Origin of the sequence: Puniceispirillum sp. (SeqCode), assembly GCF_965657105.1 — a bacterium.
Taxonomy (GTDB): domain Bacteria; phylum Pseudomonadota; class Alphaproteobacteria; order Puniceispirillales; family Puniceispirillaceae; genus Puniceispirillum.
The window spans coordinates 1-2,089 of sequence record NZ_CBFHNB010000117.1 but is presented as its reverse complement, the minus strand read 5'-3'; the positions used below and the strand labels follow the sequence as shown (position 1 = coordinate 2,089).

The 2,089-nt window shown below is 47.7% G+C and carries 2 protein-coding genes; both read right to left on the bottom strand.

All coding sequences use genetic code 11. The features are described 5' to 3' along the window. Nucleotides 1-54 precede the first annotated feature (54 nt). Nucleotides 55-921 carry a D-amino acid aminotransferase gene (locus ACTF7Q_RS10640; protein WP_438997808.1) on the bottom strand — a complete coding sequence of 289 codons (867 nt, stop codon included), beginning with the start codon at nt 919-921 and terminating at the stop codon, nt 55-57. 178 nt (nt 922-1,099) lie between these two features. Continuing rightward, on the bottom strand, nt 1,100-2,089 hold a 990-nt coding region (gene hflX, locus ACTF7Q_RS10635), incomplete at its 5' end, for a GTPase HflX (protein ID WP_438997807.1).

Below are 2,089 nucleotides of genomic sequence, written 5' to 3'. Positions count from 1 at the left end.
GTTATATGTCGCATTATCATTTTGCTGATTATCAGACATCATCTCACCCCTAGCTTAGCTAGGCTGGTAAAATTCGGCACGTGCTGTTTTCAAAAATCCGGCGCGCAAGGCTGTAGTAAAGACGCCGGGGGTGCCATCACCAATGGCAATATCATCAATATGACTGATCGGCAGCACATAAATAGAAGCCCCGGTCAAAAAGGCTTCGTCAGCCGCCAAGGCTTCGTCAAGCTTGTAAATACGTTCCTCGACCGCAATTCCCTGCTCACTGGCAACGCGCAACATTGTCTGCCGTGTAATACCATGCAAAATCTCATTGCTCACGGGGCGCACAATAAGCGTCTGGTTTTTAACAAAGAAAAAGCTTGAAGACCCTGCCTCAGTTATAAAACCATCATCATCAATCATCACCGCTTCATAGGCACCTGCTTCATGCGCTGCCTGCTTGGCCATCACCTGAGCCAGCAAATTTGTTGTTTTGATGTCCCGCCGCACCCATCGCAAATCTGGCGTCGTTAATACCTTAACAGCGGGGGCCGGATCATCAGCGATAAATTTGGCACCTTGCGTAAAGGCAAATATATTTGGCTTATAGCCATCATTATAGAAAAAGCTGCGATCACCCTCGCCGCGTGTAACATGCAGATATAAAAACCCTTCAACCAGATCATTTTCACCAATCAACCGCATTAGCATCTCAAATAACGCGTCCTTATCCATTGGCGAAACCATCGCAAGTTCACCGCATGAGCGCTCCAACCGATGAATGTGATATTCAAAATCTACAATCTGTCGATCGATAACGCCAAATCCCTCATATACAGCATCGGCAAATAGCAAACCACGATCAAAAATTGATAGCTTAGCGTTGCTTTCAGCTACAAATTCTCCATTCAGAAAAACAATCCGTTCACCACTCATTTTACACCGTCCCTATGGATAAATATCTGATTACTGTCAGCTTGCAATGAAGCACTATATCAAAACTATAGATTTGATTGCCCAAAGAACCTAATTGAAAGAGACCTTCATGAAAAGATAGGCTGATGAAATCATCCCGTCATGCGGCAATGCTGGGCGATCACCTCTATAATCACCTCTATAAATGCGGCCAACGCGCTTGAAAGCGGTTTCGGTTGGCAATACTCATCGTCAAAGACACCGTTTCATTTCCAGCTTCGTCAAAAAAACTATTATGGACTGTGCCATGCGCGTGAAGCCATGCACGTGGCGCGCCATCTTCTGGTGCCAGCATAACATCAAGTCGTATGTCATCGATATTGATCTTTTCATCCAACGCCATCAAGGCATCATCAATGCCGGCACCTGTTAGCGCCGATACAAAGACACCACTGCCCAGTAAATTTTTCAGATATTCACGGCTTTCATCTGCGGCTTCGTCCGGCATCTCATCAAGCCGATCTGTTTTATTCAGAATATGGATAACCCGTTCTGCCTGCATCTCGGCATCAAGCCCCAATTCTTCAAGAACCTGGCATACATCGGCATATTCCTCGGCCACCATCGGTGATGAGGCATCATGTACATGAACAAGAATATCAGCCTCGACCACCTCTTCGAGTGTGCTTTTAAACGCCTCAACCAATTCAGTCGGCAGCTGGCTGATAAAACCAACGGTATCAGCCAGCACCGCACGGCGTCCCGATGGTAGCTTCATACCCCGCATAGTCGGATCAAGCGTGGCAAACAGCATGTCTTTTGACAGAACATCTGCACCTGTCAACATATTGAATAAAGTTGATTTGCCGGCATTTGTATAACCGATCAAAGCCAATGTTGGTGTTTCACTACGGTCACGATTACGGCGTTGCAAATGGCGTGTTCTTTCAACCTCGCGCAACTCACCTTTGATGCGCATGACCCGATCCATCAACATGCGGCGATCAAGCTCGATCTGGCGTTCACCTGGTCCACCCAGAAAACCGCCACCACCACGCTGCCTCTCTAGGTGAGTCCAACTACGCACCAGACGTGACCGTTGGAATGTCAATGCCGCCAGTTCGACCTGAAGCCGTCCGGCATGGGTCTGCGCCCGTGCGCCAAAAATTTCCAGAATAAGGGCTGTGCG